This window comes from uncultured Photobacterium sp. (assembly GCF_947039875.1).
Taxonomy (GTDB): domain Bacteria; phylum Pseudomonadota; class Gammaproteobacteria; order Enterobacterales; family Vibrionaceae; genus Photobacterium.
The window spans coordinates 42,597-65,772 of the sequence record NZ_CAMRAN010000016.1; the positions used below are offsets into that span (position 1 = coordinate 42,597).

Below are 23,176 nucleotides of genomic sequence, written 5' to 3' on the forward strand. Positions count from 1 at the left end.
CACTATGAGAATAATTCCTATTATTAATGTTATTCTTGCTATTCTAACGGCTATATACGGAGTAAGCTATGAGAAACACAACGGCTTTTTATTATCGGCTCACCCAACAAGCATTGGCACTAATTGAAGGTGAAACAGATCTTATTGCTAATCTATCTAATATTAGTGCGCTATTAAATATGGAGTTAGAACAAATTAATTGGGTTGGATTTTATTTGCTTAAACAAGAGCAATTAGTCTTGGGTCCATTCCAAGGAAATCCAGCTTGTGTTCGTATTCCTGTTGGGCGAGGTGTGTGTGGCACCGCTATTTCTGAAAATAAGGTGCAACGTATTGCGGATGTACATACTTTCCCTGGACACATTGCTTGTGATGCTACCAGTAATTCAGAAATCGTTATTCCGCTTACAGTAAAGGGAAAATTAATCGGCGTGCTGGATATTGATAGCCCAAATTTGTCAAGATTTGACCAAAATGATGAACAAGGTCTAGTTTCTTTTGTAGAAGCACTACAAAAAGTACTCTAATTTCATGCTTTCGGTGGTTTTTCCTCGTTAGGTAATTATAATAGCAGCACTATTTCTTTTTGAACAAAGCACAAACAACGAGCAATCCTCGTTTATGTCAGGAAACTCCATGGAAAACTCTGAAAAGTTAACGAACAGTAAAGAAGTTATTGCATACATCGCTGAGCGTTTCCCTAAATGTTTCACTGTTGAAGGTGAAGCTAAGCCACTTAAAATTGGTATCTTCCAAGACCTTGCAGAGCGTCTGAATGAAGATCCAAAAGTAAGCAAGACTCAGTTACGTACAGCGTTACGTCAATACACATCTTCTTGGCGTTACCTTCACGGTGTTAAAGCGGGTGTAAACCGTGTTGATCTAGATGGTAACGATTGTGATATTCTAGAGCAAGAGCACGTTGAGCATGCGCTTAAAGCTTTAGAAGAAAGCAAAGCTAAAGTACGTACTCGTCGTAAAGAGCAAGCGATTGCAAAAGCGGCTAAAGAAGGCGAAGTTAAAAAAGTACGAGCAAAAACAGCTAAATCTAGCAATACTAAGCCAAAAACAGCTAGTATTAAGAAGAAGCCTGTAGAAACGACACGTGCGCTTAATGCTGATGAAGTAATTGTAGGCAAAAATGTTCAGGTGAACATGGGTTCAGGTAATATGCCTGCGACTATTGTTGAAATCAATAAAGACGATGTGCGAGTTCGTTTAAATAATGGCCTAGTAATGGCTGTTAAAGCGGAGCACTTGCGTTCATAAAGGAGAGTGCGCGACACATGAATTGTCGATTCCGTTTCTCACTGATAGCTGCTGGCATGATGTTAGCAGGTTCGGTTCAAGCCTCTGAGGCTAAGTATTCATTAAGTGATGTGCCGCATCTTGCTTCTGAAAAGCAGCATGAAACGGCAAGCACTAGGGTGGCTTCGCGTTATACGCGTTCTCACTATAAGCATTTTACACTTGATGATCAGTTTTCTGGACAAGTATTCAATCGTTATATTGAAATGCTTGATTATAATAAAAGCTTTCTCAACGTTACAGATGTCGAGCAGTTTGGTAAATGGAAAAACCAGTTAGATGATCAACTGAAATCAGGAAATACATCTGCTGCGTTTGATATCTTTAACAAAGTCCTTCAACGTCGTTTTGAACGGTATCAATTTGCACTTACGCAATTAGATACTGAAATCAAATTCGATGGTCAAGATAATTTTGTTATTGATCGTTCAGAGCTTGGATGGCCAAAAAACAATACTGAACTCAATGAGATTTGGAAGCAACGCGTTAAATATGATGCGCTAAATCTTAAACTTGCTGGAAAGAAGTGGCCTGAAATTCAAAAGACGTTAACTAAACGCTATAACAATGCAATTAAACGTCTAACGCAAACACACAGTGAAGATGTATTTCAGCTCTATATGAATGCCTTCTCACGTGAGGTTGATCCACATACAAGCTATTTATCGCCACGTAATGCTGAACAATTTCAGGCAGAGATGAATCTGTCATTAGAAGGAATTGGTGCAGTTTTACAGGTTGAAGATGACTATACCAAAATTCGTTCTTTAGTTGCTGGTGGACCAGCATCGAACTCGAAAAAAATCACAACAGGTGATCGCATTATTGGCGTAGGCCAAGAAGGCAAGAAAATTGTTGATGTCATTGGTTGGCGTCTTGACGATGTTGTACAGTTAATCAAAGGGCCGAAAGGCAGTAAGGTTATCCTGGATATACTACCTGAAGGCAATAATGCAAAGAGTTACACCGTAACTATTGTACGCGACAAGATTCGTCTTGAAGATCGTGCAGCGAAATCGGAAGTGAAAACTGTCGATGGTAAAAAAATTGGTGTAATCGAGATTCCAAGCTTTTACATGGGGTTATCAGAAGACACCAAAAAAGAACTGATTAAATTAAATAATCAGAAGGTTGATGGTGTTGTGATCGACTTACGTAATAATGGCGGTGGTGCACTAACTGAAGCAACTGCATTAACAGGACTCTTTATTGCTAGTGGACCTGTAGTGCAAGTTCGAGACAGTTATGGTCGAATTAAAGTTAATGGTGATTCAGATGGTCAAATTTCTTTTGGTGGACCATTAACCGTATTAATTAACCGTTATAGTGCATCAGCGTCAGAAATTTTTGCTGCCGCTATGCAAGATTACGGACGCGCTATTGTTTTAGGTGAACAATCTTTTGGTAAAGGTACGGTGCAACAACACCGGTCATTAAATCATCTTTATGATTTATTCGATAAACCATTAGGCCATGTTCAATATACTATTCAAAAATTCTACCGTATTAATGGTGGAAGTACTCAGAACCTAGGTGTTGTGCCTGATATTTCTTTTCCTTCAGCGATTGATCCTGCTGAAACAGGAGAGAGTGTTGAAGATAATGCATTACCTTGGGATAGTATAAAACCTGCAGGTTATAAGAAGTTACATAATTACACTACGCTTGTACCGAAACTAAGAGCTGAACACCAAGCCCGTATTAAAAATAATATGGAGTTTGGTTTTATCAATGAAGATATTTTGACCTATAAGAAGGAAAAAGATATCAATACGATTTCATTGAATGAAAAGAGACGTGTAGCCGAACAAGATAAAGAAGATTCAGATCATTTAGCCCGCTTAAATAAACGTCAAAAAGCATTAGGTAAAAAACCTTTTGTTAATTTGGATGCGGTGCCAAAAGATTATGAAGCACCAGATGTTTATCTTGATGAAGCTGTCGCGACAACAGCTGATTTTAGTGATCAGAAACAATCGTAATAATGGGTAACGGAATGACATTAGTGTGTTGATGTCACTATTATTAAAGCGCTCTTAGGAGCGCTTTTTTTGATCGTACCTTTTTATGTCTTATTTTTGAGATAGATTAAATCACAAAGTGTGATATTACGCATATTTTTCATCGAGAATTAGGTTTCCCAACTAGCTTTAAGTATATGACCTCTGAAATTTAAAAGAGGCAACTCAAAAGCTAAAATATCCATCAAGGGGAAATGCGTATGATGAAGGCGTTTTATTTTTTCTGGTTATTTATTTTAAGTTTATTTAGTTTTCACTCTGTTGCTGATGATATTACTGAATTTGATTATCCATTTTTATTGGGTAATTGGTATTGGTTTAGTGAACAACAAGAAGGTATTGAAAGTGATGGCGAACGGTATCGTGCAATGCATGTCATGTTCAAATCAGATTATCAATTTGCGATGCGCTTATTACGAATAGATGGTCAAGTTGAGCAGTGGACGGGTGGTTATGATATTGATGATACCAATATTACTTTTATTTCAGCAGGTGAAGATGATCAAATTCATACTTACTTACTAAACTATAATCGATTTGTACTTGATGGTGCTCAGTTTACTAAATTGGCGCCAGAGCATTTGGCGGGAAACTGGCGAACAAAAGATATTTCAGGTCAAGACGTTGCTGATAATATTTCAGAGTTTGTATTGTCATTACGACCAGACTTTTTATTTTCTGCAGAAATATCTAATCAAGCAGGCAAAACAAAAGAACATCGTGGTGTGTATTATTTAGAAGATGATCAAATTGTGCTGTTATATGAAGAAGGACAACATGATAGCCGCTTTGTATTGAATGGGCAGAATACGCTAACGCTGACGAATAAATATTTTGGTATGGAAGCAATATTAAATAGAGAGTAATCACTACGATGAGTTGTATTGATGATGACGTAGAAAAGTAAAAAAGCGAACAAGAGCTGTTCGCTTTTTTATTTAAGGAATTTAGGTAAGTATTTATTCGTTAACTAATTGAAATGCTGTGCGTAATTGATCAAGATAGTTTTCATCACGACAAATACTTTTACCCGGTTCGTCCGATATCTTCGCGACAGGACGACCTTCACATTCTGTTAGTTTTAAAACAACATTCAGTGTTTTCACATCGGGTAGGTCACAAGTAAGTTGTGTACCAATACCAAAGCTCACATTAATACGATCATTAAAATGTTTGTAAATTACTAATGCTTTATCAAGAGTTAGGCTATCAGAAAATACTAAAGATTTTATCTTAGGATCAATACCTAAGTTTTGGTAGTGTGCAATGGCTTTTTCACCCCAAGAAATAGGATCACCACTGTCATGGCGTAAACCAATAAAACGCTCTGAAAGACGCTGATCGAAGTCACGTAAAAAAGCATCCATATTGATACAGTCTGTTAGTGCTATACCTAAATCATGAGGATATTCTTGTAACCAGCGGTTTAGAGCAAGTTGTTGAGAGTCAGCCAATTCCCCAGAAAGTTGTTGATGTGCTTGGAACCACTCATGTGCTTGAGTACCAACAGGGGTCAATCCGCGAGTGTAAGCTAAATAGTAATTCGATGTGCCTTTAAATTCAGGCATGTTATCTTTTAGGTAATCAACAACATGGTGATGAACATCTTTAGAAAAACGGCGCCGCGTTCCAAAATCAACTAATGCAAATTGGCTTAAATCACAGTTTTTCGCATCATGATAAAAACGGTCAATTTTAGTTTTTAATTGTTTAATTGCAATGGCAGCAGTTGCTTGTGGGTAAAGATGCTTACAGCGCGTTTCACAGATAATGGCAAGTAGTGGTACTTCCCATAAAATGATATCAAGCCAAGTGCCACGAATCGTAATCGCGAGTTGATCACCTGAAGCATCAATTTCAACATTATTAGCATTAAGTTTGAAATTTTTTAAAAATGCAAGGTAATCAGCATGGAAAAAAGTCAGAGTCGATAAAAAATCGAGTTCACCTTGGGTGAAAGATAAGGTCGCAATGTGATCAATTTGTGCTTGAATTTCAGCAGCATAAGGACGTAAATCTTCTTCGCTACGGCAATGAAATTCGGCTACAGCTTCAACGCCTGGGTATTGATGGAAAACTGCTTGTTGCATATGCAGTTTATAAGCATCAGTATCAAGCAGGGAGTCGATAACCCCATTATTGTGTCTGTTATTATTCATACCTGGTAGTAGATACTCAAATTAATAAACTTAAAGAATTTATTTTTATAATTATAGGGTCTTTAAATTCAATGTCTTGGACATGATTTATAAGGCTTAGTAAATAAATAACTAAACTATTTAACTGGTGTGAGATTGTGACCTAAGAGGTGAACTACGTCAAGGAATATCAAGTTTACGCATTGTGACTGTTGCATTAATCATCTCAACGTGTATCACGAGTAAACCACGGAAACGATTATGTTTGTATTAATATATATTGTCGACGAAGTCATGCTTGAAAAGTGTTATTGGTGACACAATATTAATACATAACAGTCAACATTAATCGGTCGCTCGTGCGCCTAGCATTTGATCAATCATAAAGGATATAAAAATAATGACAGAACATTCTACTGTGACTCAACCTGCGGCAAAATATCGTTCAGACTATCGCTCGCCTGATTACACCATTACAGATATCGATCTGACATTTGACCTTCATGATACCAAAACAACTGTTGTTGCCGTTAGTCATGTAGTACGACTTAGTGATCAAGTAAATGCTGAGTTAGTGTTAGATGGTGATGATTTAACATTGATCAGTGTGACGGTGAATGGCCAAGCGTGGTCAGATTACCACCAGCAGTCAGGCCATTTGACGTTAACTCATCTTCCTGCTGATTTTGAATTAGCAATTACGACTGAAATTAATCCTGAAGCTAATACGCTACTTGAAGGTCTATATAAATCTGGTGGTGGTTTTTGTACTCAGTGTGAAGCAGAAGGTTTCCGCCGCATTACGTTCTATTTAGATCGCCCTGATGTTTTAGCACGTTTCACTACTAAAATTATTGCAGACAAAGCCGATTTTCCTTACATGCTAAGTAATGGTAATCGAATAGCGGAAGGCGAGCTTGATAATGGTCGCCATTGGGTACAGTGGCAAGACCCATTCCCTAAACCATCTTACTTATTTGCACTCGTTGCTGGTGATTTTGATGTATTGCGCGACACATTCACCACCATGAGTGGACGTGATGTTGCACTAGAAATTTTTGTCGATAAAGGTAATCTTGATCGTGCTGATTATGCAATGACATCATTGAAGAATTCCATGAAGTGGGATGAAGAACGTTTCGGTCTTGAATACGATCTAGATATTTACATGATTGTGGCGGTTGATTTCTTTAATATGGGTGCAATGGAGAATAAAGGTCTCAATGTCTTTAACTCTAAGTTTGTATTAGCAAATCCAAATACCGCAACAGATACTGACTATCAAGGTATTGAAGCAGTGATTGGTCATGAGTATTTTCACAATTGGACTGGTAACCGTGTTACTTGTCGTGATTGGTTTCAATTAAGCTTAAAAGAAGGCTTAACGGTTTTCCGTGATCAAGAGTTTTCTTCAGATTTAGGCTCTCGACCTGTTAACCGTATTGCTAATGTGCGTATTGTTCGTGGTCCACAATTTGCTGAAGATCGTGGCCCAATGTCTCATCCAATTCGTCCTGAAAAAGTTATTCAAATGAATAACTTCTATACATTAACCGTGTATGAAAAGGGCAGTGAAGTGATCCGTATGCTGCATACCTTATTGGGTGAAGCAAATTTCCAAGCGGGCATGAAGCTATACTTTGAGCGACATGATGGTACAGCAGCAACCTGTGATGATTTCGCACAAGCAATGGAAGATGCTTCTGGGATTGATTTAAGTCGTTTCCGTCGTTGGTACAGTCAAGCAGGTACACCGGTTGTTAGTGTATCAACCACTTATGATGCACCAGCGAAGAGTTACGCTGTCACTATTAAGCAGCAAACGCTACCAACAGCCGAGCAAGTTGAAAAGCAACCACTGCATATTCCGTTTGATATTGAACTGTACAATAGCAAAGGTGAAGTGATTGCCTTACAAATCAATGGTGAAACAGTACATAATGTACTTGATGTAAAAGAAGCAGAGCAAACATTTGTATTTGAGAATGTCGCAGAGCAGCCTGTCATTTCGATGTTACGTGAATTCTCAGCACCAGTGATTTTAGAATATGATTACACTGATGATGAGTTGATTTTCTTAATGGTTAATGCATCGAATGAATTTGCTCGTTGGGATGCGGGACAAATGCTATTAGCGAAATATATTCGTCAGAATGTAACCCAAGTACAACAAGGTCACAGTGTAACGTTACCTGACGCTGTTATTGATGCGTTCCGTGGTGCATTACTGGATGAAAATCTTGATCCTGCTTTTATTGCTGAAATGCTAACACTACCAAGTGAAAATGAAATTGCAGGTTGGTATACAACTGTTGACGTTGATGCGATCAATCAGGTTGTGGGTGCATTTACCCAGTTACTTGCTTCTGAAATGGAAGATGAGTTTAGTGCGATTTATCACAGCTTAACGCAAGGCAGCTATAGCTTAGATCATACGGCAATGGCACAACGCGCACTGCGTAATAAATGTTTGTCATACCTCGCATATACTGCACAAGGTAATGTTTTAGTTGCAGCGCAATATAAAGCAGCTGACAACATGACAGATACGATGGCCGCAATGTCGGCAGCCAATAATGCGCAACTTGATTGTCGTACAGAGCAAATGGCTGATTTCAGTGATAAGTGGAGCCATGATGGCTTAGTGATGGATAAATGGTTTATGTTGCAAGGTACCAATCCTGCGGCAGATGCATTAGAAAATGTGCGTCAGACAATGAATCATCCTACATTTAGCTTGAAAAATCCTAACCGTACTCGTAGCTTAGTGGCGGGTTTTAGTGCTAATAACCCGGTACATTTCCATGCTAAAGATGGTTCAGGTTATGCGTTTTTAACTGAGATTTTAGAGATTTTAAATACCAGTAACCCACAAGTAGCAGCTCGTTTGATTGAGCCTTTACTTAAACTTCGCCAATACGATGCTAACCGTCAGCAATTGATGCGTGAGCAGCTTGAAAAATTAGCGGCGATGGATAACTTGGCTAAAGACTTATTTGAAAAAATCCAAAAAGCGCTTGATCAAAAATAAATAATTAATGATCTAACGCGATTGTAAATGCAAGTCAGTGACTAATTGATAATAAGTCACTGGCTTTTATTTTATCTTATTGTTTTAACCGATTTGATATTACAACGAATAGGGAATTAGCGATGCGCAGTTTTACGTTTACTATTAATATTAGTTACAACCTTTTTCTGCAACACTATTCAGGTGCCGCCAGTAGTGTGGTGGTTGTAACGGATACAGGCTTAAAGCTTCAACTTCCTGCAATAAGACTACGAGGTTTTCTAACCCATGCCGGTATTACAGGAAAATTCCGCGTCATCGTTAACAGTGATAATAAACTTGAGGCAATCGAACGCCTTTAACTGTGGTTTTACCTATTTTTAATAGCGACAAATAACGAATGGAAATAATCTTATTGCATGCTATTTTACAAAGTGGTTATTGTTCTCACGGCATTAAATGCCATCATTAACCTTCTTTATTTAAATTAAAACAAATAAATAACAGCAAAAACGAGAAGTAAGGAAATACACGTTCGTGGTTAACCGTTTACTCAATCTTTCGTCCACATCTTTTAAAATAAAAAGCATGTTTGTTTATTTTTAACGTAAATGGAATGTATCAATTAACAGTCATTATGTGTGATAAATGGTGCGTTTAACGTGAACGTACGAAAACGTTTGCTTTTTGTGGCAATTATTTGAAACTAATGCCGCTTATAAGCCATTGTAAATATTGACATAAAATATAAGTCCATATTTTATTGATAATAATCAAATGAATAGGGATTGTATTTAGCCTTATAACTGTGAATAATACCACCCCGTTTATACGGGATTTTTAATGGAGTTATAATGTTATATCGCATCGCACGATCCGCTATTTTCCAGTTGGATGCAGAAAAAGCACACGACCTCGCTATTCAGAATTTTTCTCGCTTTACTGGTACTCCACTTGATCTCTTTTATCGTCAACATGTTCCTGAGCGTCCTGTTGAAGTTATGGGTATTACGTTTAAAAATCCTGTCGGTCTAGCGGCTGGCCTAGATAAGAATGGCGAATGTATTGATGCATTTGGCGCAATGGGATTTGGTTTTGTTGAAGTTGGTACTGTAACACCTCGCCCTCAGTCGGGTAATGATAAGCCGCGTTTATTCCGTTTGATTCCTGCTGAAGGTATTATTAACCGTTTTGGTTTTAATAACCTCGGTGTCGATAATTTAGTTGAGAATGTTAAGAAGTCGACTTATGACGGTGTGATTGGTATTAATATCGGTAAGAATAAAGACACACCGATTGAAAAGGGTGCTGAAGACTATCTAATCTGTATGGAAAAGGTCTATCAGTACGCAGGCTATATTGCTGTTAACATTTCATCACCAAACACGCCTGGATTACGTTCGCTACAATATGGCGCAGCATTAGATGATCTATTATCACAACTAAAACAAAAACAAACTGAGCTAGCTGAATTACATGGCAAGTATGTACCGCTAGCACTTAAGATCGCCCCTGATCTTGATGATCAAGAAATTGTTCAAGTTTGTGAGTCACTCATTCGTAATAATATCGATGGCGTTATCGGTACGAACACTACATTAGATCGCACCTTGGTTGAAGGTATGGATCATTGTGATGAAATGGGAGGCTTAAGTGGTCGCCCATTACAAAATAAGAGTACTGATGTTATTCGTAAAATGGCAATTGCGTTGAATGGCGTATTACCTATTATTGGTGTGGGGGGGATTGATTCGGCAATGTCAGCCCGTGAAAAAATCCAAGCTGGTGCGCAATTGGTTCAAGTTTATACTGGTTTTATTTATCACGGCCCACGTTTAGTAAAAGACATTGTTAACGGTCTTTAATATAAACAGCTAAGCCCATCGTTCATCCATCATACGATAATTATTAATAAGCCAAATTGGATCATGCATTCAATTTGGCTTTTTCATATCTACAAATTAAAAAATTAATAAAACTACATAATTACTTAGAGATTATTGTCATCATTTTTCCCCTTTTAATTTGTCATCTGTGACGTAAAATTTTATCTATAATCGTTGATACAGAGTAAGAGAGCGAGGGATCCATGCTAACTCCAAACAATTCTTGGCACTGGCGGTTTGATATAAAACGTAATACGCTGATGCTCGATCTTGGCAATGAATTATTATTTTGTGTTTCCATACCAATCAAAAAATTAGTTGAAGAAGCTAGATCAACATCAAAGCAAGTTTTTACGGTAACGGATGTCGCTGCTTACCAAGCGTTTAAAGAAGGGATGGATGAGTTAGCATTATCTGAAGCGCGTAAGTCTGAATTAGCATTAAATGCTGTGGCAACGTATCGTTTTCAAAAACCGATAATGGCTAAAAGCTGGTTCTTTACGCCACAAGTCGGGGCAGATCCTTATTGGGGAGAAGTGGTTATGTTACAAACGGAACACAGCTGTGCTCGGTTTATTATTATCGAAAATGACGGTAATTCAAGCCTTTGTATGTTAGCTGATGTGACACCTATGGCATTAGATAATAATAAGGTAATGAACTTTTCTGATACGATCCGTGTAATGAATAATCGAATAACATCTTATTTAGGCTCTAAGCCAATGAACTTTGCTTTAGTAGGGTAGGGAATAGTATTTTCGTTATTCTTTACCTGCTTTAGTGAATTATTTTTAAAATGCTGCATTATTCATTTCAAAAACGTTACCTTCACGTAATGGTATGATTCTTCATTAATACGATAAAACTTGATTCCACTTCTTTCTACTACCTACTATTTCCCGCTTTGTGTTCATACCTTCATCACTGTTATCTGCTTGGTTATCTTTCGTCGGCGTTTGCTATATCGTTCTATATTTAATCCATCATTTCTTAATATCACTATATTGGCTTGTATACTTCGTTGTATAGCCGTGTTCTTATTTCATCTATGAGCTATTAGTTCGCTGGTGGTTTTGATTAAATTGTGCCAAAGGAGTGATATGAATATCAATAGCTGTGTGATCTATCTCAAAAAATTGAACATTCTAGTCTAAATAATAAGCAATATAAGCACAGTTAAATACTAATAATCTTCTTATATTGCGATGAATAACCGCATTTATTATCTGTTAATTTCCTTATTTTGAAGACGTCAGCCCTTTAGCTGTAAAATAGCGTGCCTGATTATTCCAATTATTCCAGATTGTAACTGAAAGGTCAGCGATTCGTTTTTACTTGGCGCCATGTTCACTATGAAACCAATATTTTTTCATGTTATATCATTACTAATTAATGGCTTGAGTATTATCTTTGTATGTAAACAATATGTTCTACCTTGTTTTTATTGGTAGTCATCAGCAAAATTAAGTCACATTGTTTCCACCCGTGCTCAATGGTGCTCATTATGAATGATGAAGGATTTACTAGTAAAAATATGCGCTGAATTTATGTTCAAAAAACGAGGTTAAAATGCCTATCCGTTAGCAAAGGCTGTTTTTTTCAGCTAATTAGGAAATTGATTGTGGTAAAAGCGAGGTATTTAATGTGATTTCAGTTATAATTCGACGCAATATTAGTGTGAAAAGAACGCCATGAATCAATATTTAGCGATTACTTCCCGCGGCCTAGAAAACTTGCTTGCGGATGAACTAGAACAATTAGGTGCACAAAACATTCAAGTTGTGCATGCCGGTGTCCGTTTTAAAGCAGATCAAGCAATGGCTTATCGTTGCTGCCTATGGACTCGTATTTCATCTCGAATCATCCAAGTGTTGAGTGAGTTTAATGTCCGTGATGATATGGACTTATACTTAGGTGCAACGGCGATTAATTGGATGAGCCACTTTGATAGCAATACCCGTATTGTGGTTGATTTCAATGGTACTAACCGTGAAATACGTAATAGCCAATACGGTGCGATGAAAATCAAAGATGCGATTGTGGACCGTTTTACTAAAGCGGATCTTCGTCGCCCTAATATCGATCGTGAAAATCCAGATTTACGAATTCATATGCGTCTTTCTGGTGAGAAAGGTATTCTTGGCCTAGATATGGCGGGTAGCGGTTTACACCAACGTGGTTACCGTAGTGAAGCTGGTCGTGCCCCTTTACGTGAAACGCATGCTGCGGCATTAGTGATGAAAAGTGGCTGGACACCCGAAACCGCATTGTTAGATCCAATGTGTGGTTCTGGTACGTTAGTGATTGAAGCCGCTATGATGGCTGCCGACATTGCCCCTGGCCTTAAACGTAAGCGTTGGGGCTTTGAGTCAATTAAAGACTTTGACAAAGAAGCATGGTTAGAGATTCATGCAGAAGCGACAGTGAAAGCGCGTCGTGGTCCTGCAAAAGTAACCACAAAGTTCTTTGGTCGTGAAATGGATCAACGTGTCTTAGCGATTGCTCGTGATAATGCGGGTCGTGCTGGTGTGAAGAGTTTGATTGATTTTGCCTACGGTGATGCAACACAACTGATTCGCCCAGAAGGCTTTGATACTGGCATCATTCTTTGTAACCCTCCTTACGGTGAGCGTTTAGGTACAACATCTGAACTTATCTCATTGTACAAAGAGTTTGGTAACCGTTTAAAGCTGGCTTTTGAAGGTTCAGTTGCGGCTATCTACTCTGGTTCTAATGAATTGTTAAGCTGCATGCGTATGCGTGCTGACAAACAATTTAAATTAAGTAACGGTGCATTAGATTGTGTACTTAAAACATACTTAATTACAGCGGGTAGTGTTAAGAAAGAGGAAGGTGAGGAAGAAGGCGTTATCGTTCAAGAAGACGTAGCTCCTGATTTTGCTAACCGTTTAAAGAAAAATATTGCTAAGTTAGGCAAGTGGGCTAAGCGTGAAGGCGTTGATTGTTACCGTATTTATGATGCGGATCTGCCTAACTACAATGCAGCTATTGATAAATATAATGATTATCTGATCATTCAAGAATATGCAGCACCAAAGACGGTTTCTGAAGAAACAGCGCGTCGTCGTATTATGGATGTATTGCGTGCTACGATTGAAGTAACTGGCGTTGAGCCAAATAAAGTTATTTTAAAAATACGTGAGCGCCAAAAAGGCCGTAATCAATATCAAAAGCTATCAAGTGCAGAACGTCACATGACAGTGGATGAATATGGTATTAAGTTTAAAGTGAATCTTTATGATTACCTTGATACAGGTTTATTCTTAGATCACCGCATTACGCGTCGTATGCTTGGTCAAATGGCAGCAGGTAAAGATTTCCTTAACTTATTTGCTTACACTGGTTCTGCAACGGTTCATGCAGCAGTCGGTGGTGCTAAGTCAACCACAACGGTTGATATGTCGAATACTTACTTGCGTTGGGCTCAAGAGAACATGGAGCTTAATAACCAAGTGGGTGATCAACATGAATTTGTTCAAGCTGATTGTCTACAGTGGCTACAAGAAGTTGATGATACGTTTGATCTGATCTTTATCGATCCACCAACGTTCTCAAACTCTAAGCGTATGAAGCAGACGTTTGACATTGAACGTGATCACATCATGTTAATGGAAAACTTAAAGCGTATGCTGCGTCCAGAAGGACAGATTGTATTCTCTAATAACAAGCGTCACTTCAAGATGGATCTTGAAAAACTGACTGAACTTGGCCTACAGGCTAAGAACATTTCAGATAAGACTTTACCACTTGATTTCGCTAAGAATAAGCAAATCCATAACTGTTGGATTATCACTCACAAGGAAGACTAAGTGTTACTAACACTTTATGGCACACAAGGATGTCATCTCTGCGAGCAAGCTTATGGTTTGCTGGTAGAGATGGGTGTGCAGCATCAAGTAAGCATCGTTGATATTGTCTTTGATGATGCTTTATTCTCTCGTTACGGTGTAACTATACCCGTACTCGCAATTTCAAATCATGATGATCTCACTATTTCGAAGCCAGAACTTCATTGGCCGTTTGACAGAAATAGGTTAGCAGCATGGTTAACTATTAATGAGCTTGGTTAAAAAAGATGGCACTAATTAAAATCAGTAACGCCCAACTAGCCTATGGCGATCATGCTTTACTCGATAAAGCTGAATTTCTTCTTCATTCTCATGAGCGTGTTTGTCTTGTTGGTCGTAATGGCGCAGGCAAATCAACACTAATGAAAGTGATTGCTGGTGAGGTATTACTTGATGACGGTAGTATTCAACGTCAAAACGAGCTGGTGGTTTCACGCTTAGAGCAAGATCCACCACGTAATGCTGAAGGTTCAGTATTTGATTATGTTGCTGAAGGTCTTGCTGACGCAGGTCGTGTATTACGTGAATATCATCACCAGTTAGATTTAGTGACAGAAGATCCTAGTGAAGCGAATATTAATAAGCTAGCACGCATTCAAGAACAAGTTGATCACCATAATGGTTGGCAGCTTGATACACGCATTGCCGCTGTGCTAGAAAGTTTAAAATTAGAACCACATACATTGTTAACTGACCTGTCTGGTGGTTGGCAACGTAAAGCGGCACTTGCTCGTGCGCTTGTATGTGATCCTGATATCCTTTTATTGGATGAGCCAACCAACCACCTTGACGTAACAACGATTGAATGGCTTGAAGGTTTCCTAAAAGATTTCCGTGGTTCAATTATCTTTATTTCTCACGACCGCGCATTCATTCGTTCAATGGCAACACGTATTATCGATTTAGATCGTGGTCAATTAGTGTCTTTCCCTGGTGACTATGAAGCTTACTTAGATGCTAAAACTGAACTATTACGTGTAGAAGAAGAACAAAACGCGTTATTTGATAAGAAATTGGCGCAAGAAGAAGTATGGATCCGTCAAGGTATTAAAGCACGTCGTACGCGTAATGAAGGTCGTGTTCGTGCGCTAAAAGCATTACGTAACGAGCGTAGTGAGCGTCGTGATGTTGTTGGTAAAGCTGATATGCAGCTACAAGATGCTAACCGTTCAGGTAAGATTGTCTTTGAAGCGAAAAATATCGGGTATAGTTACGGTGACAAGCAAATCGTTAAAGACTTTAGCTTTAATGTGATGCGTGGCGATCGAATTGCACTTATTGGCCCTAACGGCTGTGGTAAGAGTACCTTGATTAAAGTAATGCTTGATAAGTTACAAGCAACAGAAGGTAACTTCCATTGTGGTACTAAGCTTGAAGTGGCTTACTTTGACCAATACCGTGAAATTTTAGACCCAGAGAAAACGGTAATGGATAACCTTGCTGATGGTAAGCAAGAAGTGACTATTAATGGTAAGACGCGTCATGCGTTAGGTTACCTACAAGATTTCTTATTCCATCCTCGTCGTGCCCGAACGCCGGTTAAAGCACTATCAGGTGGAGAGAAAAACCGTTTGTTACTCGCAAAACTGTTCCTTAAACCTAATAATTTGTTGGTTCTCGATGAACCAACAAACGATTTAGATATCGAAACATTGGAACTTTTAGAAGATATTCTTGCCAATTATCAAGGGACATTACTATTAGTGAGTCACGATCGTCAATTTGTTGATAATACTGTGACTACAAGCTGGATTTTTGAAGGTGATGGCGTTGTTAACGAATACGTTGGCGGTTACCATGATGCTCAATCTCAGCGTGCTAATTCTTATGCGAATCAAGCGAAAGAGCAGGCTGCTCAAATTGAATTAGCAAAAAAGAAAAAAGCAGAGCAAGAACAAAAGCAGCAACAAGCAACACCTAAACGCGCAGGTAAGAAGTTATCTTTTACGCTTCAACATGAGCTAGCAGGCTTACCGCAAAAAATTGAAGACTTAGAGAATGAAATCGCAACATTGCAGGAACAAGTCAATGATCCTGCGTTTTTCTCGGATCCGAAGAATGATACACAAACGACTCTGACTGCTTTAGCTAAGCTTGAAGAAGAATTTGAAGTAGCTTTTGAACGATGGGAAGAGCTGGACGCGATGCAAAAGGAATCCTAATGCCACATAAGATGTTAAAGCTTTCTACACTTGCTATTTTAATTGCAGGGGCATCACAAGCGAGTGCTGCTGTATATACTGTCGTGCCTGTTGCAAATACTGATAGTGCTGGTGTTAAGCAACTCGCTACTCAAGACTATTTTGCAGAAGCTCAGGCTAACGCAAATAGTACGCCGATCACTGTATCAAGTACGGGGATTAAGCCCTCAGCCGAGAATGCTGACTGTTTTACAGGTACTGAGTGTGCTGTTGATGATTACACTGTTACAGGTGTTGCTCGTCGTGGTACAGAAGGCATGCCTATTACAGACGTCACACCGTATAATCAAAATAGCCAAGACATCGTTAATCAATATGAATTACGACGCTATTGCGATAATAACTTAGGTTATGGTACCTGTGATATTTGGGCTGAAAATCAGTTTTTTGGTATTAATTATACCGATGAGGATGAGTGGGATGGTCAAGGCGTAGGTGGCTTACAGAAAAAACAAGCTGCTTGGGTTAATGGTTACCATTCTAATGCTCAAGGCTTAGTAAATGGTGAAGCTATAGATTCTTTTGCTACTGATACTACAAAGTATGATGGTACTCAGAAAGCGAATCTTGGTGATATTATTGCAGACACTACAGACACGCTTGTAAAGGGCGCTGTAGGAACTGATTTTGTTTACGGTATTACATCATCGTCATTATTTAAGAATGGCTCTGGTATGCCACGCGCATTTGAAAAGCGTGGTTTTGTTAATACAAATGGTGAGTCTGTTCAATTAGCGCCGGTAACAACATCAAATGTGCTTGTTTCAAATATGGGGCAAACATTAGCAAATGACGCTGTTGCTATGAAAGATGGCCAATTACTTGTCGTTGGTTCATCGTCTTACGCGCCAAGTTTTTATGCTAAAGACAGTAATGGTAAAAATCGTGAAGATGATAATAAATTACCAAGTTCTGATGATATTTTAAATAATGGTTCACATCCGCTTGATTTTGCTAGAATGAAGCAATGTGCAACTAATACATCGGATAATCTTTATGCAAATTGGGAGTGTCAATTTAGTACGTTTGCCAACGAAGCTGCATTTTGGTTAGTGAATACAGACGGTACTGTAACATCTCACGCAATTACAGCTGGTAGTGGTGATAATCGTGACGGTTTAGCTGTTATTGACAAAGACAATGACGAATTATCATTCCAAGCATCTGCTCAAGCGGTAGCATTAGATACTAATGGTGATCCAATTGCTGTTGGTTATTCAACGACAGATGTTAGAAATGATTTCTATGCGATGCAAGCAGCATACTTTACTGCGAAATCGGCTGATTTAACGTCATGGACACGTACTTTAATTCCTGGATTAGATATTAAGCCTGGTGATGATCGTGACTTTACTTACACTATGGCAAATGGCGTTAACAATAAGTCTGTAATTGTAGGTGATGCAAAAGGTAATGGTGAAAAGCCACAACGTGCATTTGTTTACAAAGCAGGACAAAGTAAAGCGCAGTTTTTTGATGATCTAGCTCCCGCTATTTTCTTCAAAGATTCAAACAGTAATGCAGCTGCAGTCAATGATAATGATCAAGTTGTAGGCTGGGTTGATATTGAAGCAAGTAATGGTAAAGAAGCGCGTCATCGTGCATTTACTTATATGGCAAATAATTCTGTTATTAAGAATGCTAATGGTGATGTTGTGCTTGCGCCAAATAAGGCATGGATACTTGATGATTTAATCAATGATCCAAATGCCGGTACGGGTTCTGTAGCAAACTCATACCGTATTTTAGACGCAACAGGCGTTAATAATGCGGGAGTGATTGCGGCGACAGCTTATTACTGTCAAGGTGGTTATGAGAGCCTTAGCAATCTTGCGCACTGTAATGGTACCGAGCAACGAGTTATCGTTAAGTTAGTACCTAATGCAAATGCAACAGCTAATGATATCCAAGCACGTGTAAAAGATGAAGATGAACCTTTGAAGCGCTCTGGTGGTTCACTAGGTATTTTAGCTTTGACAGCGTTAGGCTTTATTGGTTTCAGAAGAAGAAAATAATTATTTAATTAAATAATTTAATTGCCACGGGCTCACAAATTGTGAGCCCGTTTTGTTTTTAGGCTTGATCAATTTCAGAATCTGACCCATTTTTAATAAAGGAGTCATAACACTCCGTCATTACTTTATTGTGATGAAAAGTACCAAACAGATAAGGATGAGGATCGAACTATGAAGAGACAAAAGCGGGATCGTTTAGAACGCGCACAAGCTCGAGGTTATCAAGCCGGTTTGAATGGCCGTTCTACAGAGGATTGTCCATATAATGGTACAGATGCCCGTACGAATTGGTTAGGCGGTTGGCGAGACGCAAGAGAGGAAATGCAACAAGGTCTCTATAAATAAGATAACCTCCCTCATGGTTAACCTTTCTGAGGCCCCTTAGGAGAAGGGGCTTTTTATTATAACAAGCATTATTGCTATCATTTTTCCGTGGTGGTGTTTATTACACCCGCACAAAAAGCTATCTATATTTATTTTTTTGCTGGTGGGTTTTAAATTAGATGGCATTGTATTTGAAAGTGATTTATTTGCAGTTATATTTTCTGAGACGATTGCTAGTGGGCTTAATATGATATCGAACACTATTTCTAACGATAAAATATGAAAAAGCTCTGAAGAAAGACTTCAGAGCTTTAATGTTTTAGTTTCTAATCGAATTAGAAGTTGTCAGTATCTTTAAACAGACCTACTTTAAGATCTTTAGCAACATAGATTTCTTTGCCATCAACAAGTACACGGCCATCTGCAACACCCATAATAAGCTTACGGTTAATAACACGTTTAAGCTGGATGTCGTAAGTGACTTTTTTAGCTGTTGGTAGTACTTGGCCTGTAAATTTAACTTCACCCACACCAAGTGCACGGCCTTTACCTTCACCACCAGACCAGCCAAGGAAGAAGCCTACAAGTTGCCACATCGCATCAAGGCCAAGACAACCAGGCATTACTGGATCACCGATAAAATGGCAGTTAAAGAACCATAGATCAGGATTGATATCTAATTCCGCATGGATAAACCCTTTGCCGTGGTCTCCACCTTCAGCAGAGATATTCACAACACGGTCAATCATCAGCATATTGTCTACTGGTAGTGATGGAAATTCAGGACCGTATAGTTCGCTTTTACCACATGCAACTAGTTCTTCGTGTGTATAAGAATTCTGGCGTGTCATTAGAATCATTTACTCCTTCAAAAGTATGCAAGCAATTTAGCTTACACGTGTACGCTAAACAACTCGGATCAGTTCTGGCCCAACCAGTTGGATATCATTAATCGAAGTCGATTCACAATACCAATCTCACTTGAAAGGTCGCCATGGTGGAAATAATCGATGCGTTCTTCAATTAAAGAGAGGATAGTTTCGTCGTCCTCATTTTCACTGCGGAACGCTTTATTTGTAAGACGAGGAATCGCTTCATCGACATTATTTACCGCCCAAACATGGAATTGTTTCGCTTTAATTGCTTCAATCACTTCATCGTTTAAGCAAAGGCTAGATAGATTTGTATGCGGTAAAATCACACCTTGATTGCCAGTAAGGCCACGATGAACACAAACCTTATAGAAGCCTTCAATTTTTTGATTGATACCGCCAACCGCTTGTACACGACCAAATTGGTCAACAGCACCAGTCACTGCAATCTCTTGATTAATCGGTTGCAATGATAATGCAGACATTAATGCACAAAGTTCAGCTAATGACGCGCTATCACCATCAACTTCTGAGTAAGATTGTTCAAAAACTATTGACGCAGAGTAGGGAAGAGCCTGATCTAAATCGAGTGCGGTTGCGACAAAGGCTTGCATAATCATCATCCCTTTTGCATGAATATTACCGCCAAGTTCAACTTTTCGTTCAACGTCGGTAATATCACCATCGCCAAAATGGACCACACATGAAATACGAGCAGGTTCGCCATAAGCGCTAGGGTGCCCAGGCATTTCAACAACAGTTAAGCCATTCACCTGTCCGACTTCTTCGCCCTCTGTGGCAATTAATACTTGGCCATGATGAATATCTGCAATCGCACGTTCAGGTAAGTATGACTCGCGGTATTCTTTTGCTCTTAACGACGCTTTAATGTGACCCGCAGTGATTGATTTACCTTCTGATTCGACTGATGCTTCTGAGAGTAAATTCAAATGCCATAATGGGCATAAAGGTAAACGTGTTTGATCTTCTGCGTGGCGAGCCCCTGCCAGTAACAGGGCATGGATCGCATCTGAGTCAGCAAGAGCGGGTAAGTTATAGTATTGGCTAATACCTTTAACATAACTGATATAATCGGTCAGCGTTGCTTCATTAAGCAATAGATCTTGCTCAAATTCACCATACATTGCCATACCATCACTTAAATCAGGCTCAGCAGCATCAAGCTCAGCCATGAGATAACGTTCACCTATAATTATAAGCTTAACGTTAACTGTTTCTGCTACTGGTATTTCATAGAGACGTTTATTCGTGATAGGTTGCCATTCAAGTTGGCCATCCATCAAAACATTTTTTAACTGTGGCCATAAGCTTGGATCACTTAAAATGGCAGTAATAGATAAAACAAGGTAGCCGTTATGTGCTTGATGAAGTAAGCCGTGCTTTAGTTGCGCCTGTGTTTCACCATCTTTAGCCGGATAAACTGCGCCGAATAACTTCTCATGAGTGACGTTGTCACCTGCAATGATGATGGGTTGTTCTACAGTGTTTTCATTATTTTCGCTTGATTTATTAATACTTTTTTTTAGCAGTTCAATAATGTAATCACGATATAACGTGTTATCGGAAGCTGTAATGCGTAGAATGTGTGGTTGTAAATTCATCGCGGTGAAGCGGCGTATAGCATCTGATAAGCGAGACTGAAGGATGCCGACCAGAGTAGGTTCTAGATCATCATATTGATCTAATACGTGTTGATACGGGCTGTAATCTGGAAACATGTTACGCCAAGATTCTTCATGCATAAATTTATGATTTCTATTGTTACTGTGATAAAGATGTGCAGTATAAAGCAATCAAAGGGCTCATAATAGACACTTATCGTCTATATTTAAATTTCAATATTAGGCCTACTTAATATTAAGAGAATTGATTGTTATTTTACCGATCAAGAGTTACACTGTAACAGTTAACCTAAATAGTTTGAGAATTATCAATCCTATGAAATATCAGCAACTTGAGAACCTTGAAGCAGGTTGGAAATGGACTTATTTGGTGAAAAAATGGAAAGAAGGAGAGGTAATAACAAGCTTTGTTGATCAAAGTGAAGCTGACGCAGCAATACAAACCTTGCTTGCGATTGAGCATGAACCAACCAAGGTTATTGAGTGGATTAATAATAATATGGCGAATAGTTTAGAGAATAAACTAAAACAAGCCATTAGAGCCAAACGTAAGCGACATTTTAATTCGGAACAGACGCATACCAAAAAGAAATCCATTGATTTGGATTTCCGCGTTTGGGAAAAATTAGCTGAAAAATCACAAGAATTAGGTTCAACATTATCAGACACGATCGAATACTTGATCAGTGAAAGCTCTCGAACCGAGCAAGCAAGTAAAACCGTTTCAAATTTAAAGAATGATCTTAACCAACTACTTAATTCAGATTCTTTTGAATAATATACTTTTTGATGACGTCGTTGGGGCTTTTCTTTCAAGCTAAACTTTATTATTGAGGAGTGTGTAATGGAATATGTTCTTTTATTAGCTGTTGTGGTCATTTTTCTTGTATTTAAAGATCGACCTATAATGGTACTAGAGTTTAAAGACGGTGATCTTATTAAGACAAAAGGGCAAGTACCTACAGGATTTCAAACAGCGTGTAGAGATATTGCTCATAAAATCCCATTCTCTGGACGAGTAAAAGTATATAAAACACGATTTGCAACGAAATTAGATTTTTCAAATACAATTCCACAGAAAGTAAAACAACGTATAAAAAATGTTTTCCCTCATAATATATCGACATCTAAACGTGGAAAAAGAGCGTAAATGTGGATTTTAAATAAAAAAACGCTATCGTTAACGGTAGCGTTTTTTATTTAAATAAGGTTTTAAATGATAACTCCTCACGCAAAACGATTATTAAAAGGGGATGATTTACGTCATTCATTATTAGAATTTATTCAATTAAATAAGATACAATCTGGTTCATTATTAACAGGTGTTGGTTGCTTATCTCAAGTTAAAATCAGATTAGCAAAAAATATTAGATCTCGATGGACCATTAGAAATTATATCTTTGTCTGGAACATTAACACCTAAACATATACATATATCTGTAGCTGATGGTGAAGGGCGAGTATATGGTGGCCATTTAATTCCTGGTTGTATAGTGTCTTATACGGCAGAGTTATGCATGATCGAATATAAGAATTTAAAATTTGAGTGTGAATATGATTATGAAACTGGATTTGATGAATTGGTTATATTGAAGCGCGATTAATATAACCAATTCATTTTTGGCTTATTATCCAATAGATTTCATTAATGCTTCTTTACTTTTAATGAAAATAGTAACTTTTTCCTTTAATTCCGCTAGTTCTTTTTCGGCTTTTAATCGTCGAATAGTTTCTTGTTCTAATTGTTCACCTATTTCAACAGCTAAATAACCACCTTTAATTAATGCCTTTGTTGTTACATTTGTTTCTGTCAGAGATTTTAAAGCCTCAATCATATAATAATGTTGGTCGATATCTCTAATTGTAATTGCCATAGATACTCCTTTTGT

At 38.3% G+C, this 23,176-nt stretch carries 21 protein-coding genes; 17 read left to right on the top strand and 4 right to left on the bottom strand.

The window, feature by feature from the left end; translation table 11 throughout:
- Positions 1 to 68 precede the first annotated feature (68 nt).
- The 4 genes from Q0V26_RS07770 to Q0V26_RS07785 all read left to right on the top strand — a co-directional run bounded on the left by Q0V26_RS07770 (position 69) and on the right by Q0V26_RS07785 (position 4,195).
- Positions 69 to 527 carry a GAF domain-containing protein gene (locus tag Q0V26_RS07770; protein WP_297480230.1) on the top strand — a complete coding sequence of 153 codons (459 nt, stop codon included), beginning with the start codon at positions 69 to 71 and terminating at the stop codon, positions 525 to 527.
- A 109-nt stretch (positions 528 to 636) separates the two neighbouring features.
- Positions 637 to 1,269 carry an RNA chaperone ProQ gene (gene proQ, locus Q0V26_RS07775; protein ID WP_297480234.1) on the top strand — a complete coding sequence of 211 codons (633 nt, stop codon included), beginning with the start codon at positions 637 to 639 and terminating at the stop codon, positions 1,267 to 1,269.
- Between the two features lie 17 nt (positions 1,270 to 1,286).
- Positions 1,287 to 3,290 carry a carboxy terminal-processing peptidase gene (gene prc, locus Q0V26_RS07780; RefSeq protein ID WP_297480236.1) on the top strand — a complete coding sequence of 668 codons (2,004 nt, stop codon included), beginning with the start codon at positions 1,287 to 1,289 and terminating at the stop codon, positions 3,288 to 3,290.
- A gap of 239 nt (positions 3,291 to 3,529) precedes the next feature.
- Positions 3,530 to 4,195 (top strand): lipocalin family protein, encoded by a 666-nt coding sequence (locus Q0V26_RS07785; protein ID WP_297480239.1) that lies wholly within the window; start codon positions 3,530 to 3,532, stop codon positions 4,193 to 4,195.
- Positions 4,196 to 4,288: 93 nt separating this feature from the next.
- Here the strand turns inward: Q0V26_RS07785 and pncB are convergent, their stop codons facing one another.
- Positions 4,289 to 5,488, bottom strand: a complete 1,200-nt coding sequence (gene pncB / locus Q0V26_RS07790) for a nicotinate phosphoribosyltransferase (RefSeq protein ID WP_297480242.1) — start codon at positions 5,486 to 5,488, stop codon at positions 4,289 to 4,291.
- A gap of 379 nt (positions 5,489 to 5,867) precedes the next feature.
- Between pncB and pepN the strand changes: the two genes are divergently transcribed.
- The 9 genes from pepN to rmf all read left to right on the top strand — a co-directional run bounded on the left by pepN (position 5,868) and on the right by rmf (position 18,793).
- Positions 5,868 to 8,498: an aminopeptidase N gene (pepN, locus tag Q0V26_RS07795; RefSeq protein ID WP_297480245.1), complete on the top strand. Its 2,631-nt coding sequence runs from the start codon at positions 5,868 to 5,870 to the stop codon at positions 8,496 to 8,498.
- 122 nt (positions 8,499 to 8,620) lie between these two features.
- On the top strand, positions 8,621 to 8,839 hold the full coding sequence (locus tag Q0V26_RS07800; protein ID WP_297480248.1) for a DUF2835 domain-containing protein: 219 nt from the start codon (positions 8,621 to 8,623) through the stop codon (positions 8,837 to 8,839).
- Positions 8,840 to 9,331: 492 nt separating this feature from the next.
- Complete coding sequence (gene pyrD / locus Q0V26_RS07805) at positions 9,332 to 10,342, top strand: quinone-dependent dihydroorotate dehydrogenase (RefSeq protein WP_297480251.1); 1,011 nt, start codon at positions 9,332 to 9,334, stop codon at positions 10,340 to 10,342.
- 224 nt (positions 10,343 to 10,566) lie between these two features.
- Positions 10,567 to 11,109: a cell division protein ZapC gene (locus Q0V26_RS07810; protein WP_297480254.1), complete on the top strand. Its 543-nt coding sequence runs from the start codon at positions 10,567 to 10,569 to the stop codon at positions 11,107 to 11,109.
- A 945-nt stretch (positions 11,110 to 12,054) separates the two neighbouring features.
- Positions 12,055 to 14,193, top strand: coding sequence for a bifunctional 23S rRNA (guanine(2069)-N(7))-methyltransferase RlmK/23S rRNA (guanine(2445)-N(2))-methyltransferase RlmL (gene rlmKL, locus Q0V26_RS07815; protein WP_297480257.1), 2,139 nt, complete (start codon positions 12,055 to 12,057; stop codon positions 14,191 to 14,193).
- Positions 14,194 to 14,454 (top strand): glutaredoxin family protein, encoded by a 261-nt coding sequence (locus tag Q0V26_RS07820; protein ID WP_297480258.1) that lies wholly within the window; start codon positions 14,194 to 14,196, stop codon positions 14,452 to 14,454.
- Positions 14,455 to 14,459: 5 nt separating this feature from the next.
- Entirely contained in the window at positions 14,460 to 16,394 is a 1,935-nt protein-coding gene (locus Q0V26_RS07825; RefSeq protein ID WP_297480261.1) for an ABC transporter ATP-binding protein, read from the top strand.
- Complete coding sequence (locus Q0V26_RS07830; RefSeq protein WP_297480265.1) at positions 16,394 to 18,448, top strand: DUF3466 family protein; 2,055 nt, start codon at positions 16,394 to 16,396, stop codon at positions 18,446 to 18,448. The genes Q0V26_RS07825 and Q0V26_RS07830 overlap by 1 nt, the downstream gene beginning before the upstream one ends.
- Positions 18,449 to 18,619: 171 nt before the next feature.
- Positions 18,620 to 18,793 carry a ribosome modulation factor gene (rmf, locus tag Q0V26_RS07835; RefSeq protein ID WP_045029021.1) on the top strand — a complete coding sequence of 58 codons (174 nt, stop codon included), beginning with the start codon at positions 18,620 to 18,622 and terminating at the stop codon, positions 18,791 to 18,793.
- A gap of 314 nt (positions 18,794 to 19,107) precedes the next feature.
- Here rmf and fabA read toward each other — a convergent pair whose 3' ends face one another.
- Both fabA and Q0V26_RS07845 read right to left on the bottom strand, forming a co-directional pair.
- A complete protein-coding gene (gene fabA, locus Q0V26_RS07840; protein ID WP_045029019.1) occupies positions 19,108 to 19,623 on the bottom strand; it encodes a 3-hydroxyacyl-[acyl-carrier-protein] dehydratase FabA in 516 nt (171 codons plus the stop codon).
- A 68-nt stretch (positions 19,624 to 19,691) separates the two neighbouring features.
- Positions 19,692 to 21,407: a Lon protease family protein gene (locus Q0V26_RS07845; RefSeq protein WP_297480286.1), complete on the bottom strand. Its 1,716-nt coding sequence runs from the start codon at positions 21,405 to 21,407 to the stop codon at positions 19,692 to 19,694.
- 196 nt (positions 21,408 to 21,603) lie between these two features.
- Between Q0V26_RS07845 and matP the strand changes: the two genes are divergently transcribed.
- From matP to Q0V26_RS17885, 4 genes are all read left to right on the top strand, one after another.
- Positions 21,604 to 22,065: a macrodomain Ter protein MatP gene (gene matP / locus Q0V26_RS07850; RefSeq protein ID WP_297480288.1), complete on the top strand. Its 462-nt coding sequence runs from the start codon at positions 21,604 to 21,606 to the stop codon at positions 22,063 to 22,065.
- 66 nt (positions 22,066 to 22,131) lie between these two features.
- Positions 22,132 to 22,437, top strand: a complete 306-nt coding sequence (locus Q0V26_RS07855; protein WP_297480291.1) for a DUF3634 family protein — start codon at positions 22,132 to 22,134, stop codon at positions 22,435 to 22,437.
- Positions 22,438 to 22,503: 66 nt separating this feature from the next.
- Positions 22,504 to 22,710: a DUF296 domain-containing protein gene (locus Q0V26_RS17880; RefSeq protein ID WP_363316464.1), complete on the top strand. Its 207-nt coding sequence runs from the start codon at positions 22,504 to 22,506 to the stop codon at positions 22,708 to 22,710.
- The gene (locus Q0V26_RS17885; RefSeq protein ID WP_363316465.1) at positions 22,688 to 22,891 is read left to right on the top strand and encodes a PPC domain-containing DNA-binding protein; all 204 of its coding nucleotides are present in this window, start codon (positions 22,688 to 22,690) and stop codon (positions 22,889 to 22,891) included. Before Q0V26_RS17880 ends, Q0V26_RS17885 begins: the two co-directional genes overlap by 23 nt.
- 24 nt (positions 22,892 to 22,915) lie before the next feature.
- On the opposite strand, the gene Q0V26_RS07865 is transcribed toward Q0V26_RS17885, so the two are convergent.
- Complete coding sequence (locus Q0V26_RS07865) at positions 22,916 to 23,161, bottom strand: hypothetical protein (RefSeq protein WP_297480294.1); 246 nt, start codon at positions 23,159 to 23,161, stop codon at positions 22,916 to 22,918.
- Positions 23,162 to 23,176: the final 15 nt, after the last annotated feature.

Bases quoted from the DNA above. Each gene is read 5' to 3' on its own strand.
- Q0V26_RS07770 (WP_297480230.1), top strand. From the start codon at position 69: ATGAGAAACACAACGGCTTTTTATTATCGGCTCACCCAACAAGCATTG.
- proQ (WP_297480234.1), top strand. From the start codon at position 637: ATGGAAAACTCTGAAAAGTTAACGAACAGTAAAGAAGTTATTGCATAC.
- prc (WP_297480236.1), top strand. From the start codon at position 1,287: ATGAATTGTCGATTCCGTTTCTCACTGATAGCTGCTGGCATGATGTTA.
- Q0V26_RS07785 (WP_297480239.1), top strand. From the start codon at position 3,530: ATGATGAAGGCGTTTTATTTTTTCTGGTTATTTATTTTAAGTTTATTT.
- pncB (WP_297480242.1), bottom strand. From the start codon at position 5,488: ATGAATAATAACAGACACAATAATGGGGTTATCGACTCCCTGCTTGAT.
- pepN (WP_297480245.1), top strand. From the start codon at position 5,868: ATGACAGAACATTCTACTGTGACTCAACCTGCGGCAAAATATCGTTCA.
- Q0V26_RS07800 (WP_297480248.1), top strand. From the start codon at position 8,621: ATGCGCAGTTTTACGTTTACTATTAATATTAGTTACAACCTTTTTCTG.
- pyrD (WP_297480251.1), top strand. From the start codon at position 9,332: ATGTTATATCGCATCGCACGATCCGCTATTTTCCAGTTGGATGCAGAA.
- Q0V26_RS07810 (WP_297480254.1), top strand. From the start codon at position 10,567: ATGCTAACTCCAAACAATTCTTGGCACTGGCGGTTTGATATAAAACGT.
- rlmKL (WP_297480257.1), top strand. From the start codon at position 12,055: ATGAATCAATATTTAGCGATTACTTCCCGCGGCCTAGAAAACTTGCTT.
- Q0V26_RS07825 (WP_297480261.1), top strand. From the start codon at position 14,460: ATGGCACTAATTAAAATCAGTAACGCCCAACTAGCCTATGGCGATCAT.
- Q0V26_RS07830 (WP_297480265.1), top strand. From the start codon at position 16,394: ATGCCACATAAGATGTTAAAGCTTTCTACACTTGCTATTTTAATTGCA.
- rmf (WP_045029021.1), top strand. From the start codon at position 18,620: ATGAAGAGACAAAAGCGGGATCGTTTAGAACGCGCACAAGCTCGAGGT.
- fabA (WP_045029019.1), bottom strand. From the start codon at position 19,623: ATGACACGCCAGAATTCTTATACACACGAAGAACTAGTTGCATGTGGT.
- Q0V26_RS07845 (WP_297480286.1), bottom strand. From the start codon at position 21,407: ATGCATGAAGAATCTTGGCGTAACATGTTTCCAGATTACAGCCCGTAT.
- matP (WP_297480288.1), top strand. From the start codon at position 21,604: ATGAAATATCAGCAACTTGAGAACCTTGAAGCAGGTTGGAAATGGACT.
- Q0V26_RS07855 (WP_297480291.1), top strand. From the start codon at position 22,132: ATGGAATATGTTCTTTTATTAGCTGTTGTGGTCATTTTTCTTGTATTT.
- Q0V26_RS17880 (WP_363316464.1), top strand. From the start codon at position 22,504: ATGATAACTCCTCACGCAAAACGATTATTAAAAGGGGATGATTTACGT.
- Q0V26_RS07865 (WP_297480294.1), bottom strand. From the start codon at position 23,161: ATGGCAATTACAATTAGAGATATCGACCAACATTATTATATGATTGAG.